The 229-nt window shown below is 62.4% G+C and carries 1 pseudogene; it reads left to right on the top strand.

Going from position 1 to position 229, the window contains the following annotated elements:
• Positions 1–120: 120 nt before the first annotated feature.
• Positions 121–229, top strand: a pseudogene (locus KY389_RS15190) (transposase); the annotation flags it as partial.

Here is a 229-nt window from a genome sequence, read left to right as displayed (position 1 = left end):
GGTAGCTGTCTTCATGGTGTTGCTCTCCGTTTGGATTGGACACCCCGAGCCTGCGGCTCAGGGAGAGCAACGCCACCTCTCATCCCACGAAGTTCAACATCGGGCGGGACATTCCCCGACGCCTTCCTCAACGGGCCGATCGAGGGGGACTGGGCCCTATCTCTGGATCGACGCGACCTACGTGAAGGTGCGCCAGAACGGACGGATCGTCCCCGTCGCCGTCATCATC

This window comes from Paracoccus bogoriensis (assembly GCF_019431455.1).
In the GTDB taxonomy this organism is placed as follows: Bacteria; Pseudomonadota; Alphaproteobacteria; order Rhodobacterales; family Rhodobacteraceae; genus Paracoccus; species Paracoccus bogoriensis.
This window is presented reverse-complemented; position numbering and strand designations above follow the sequence as displayed.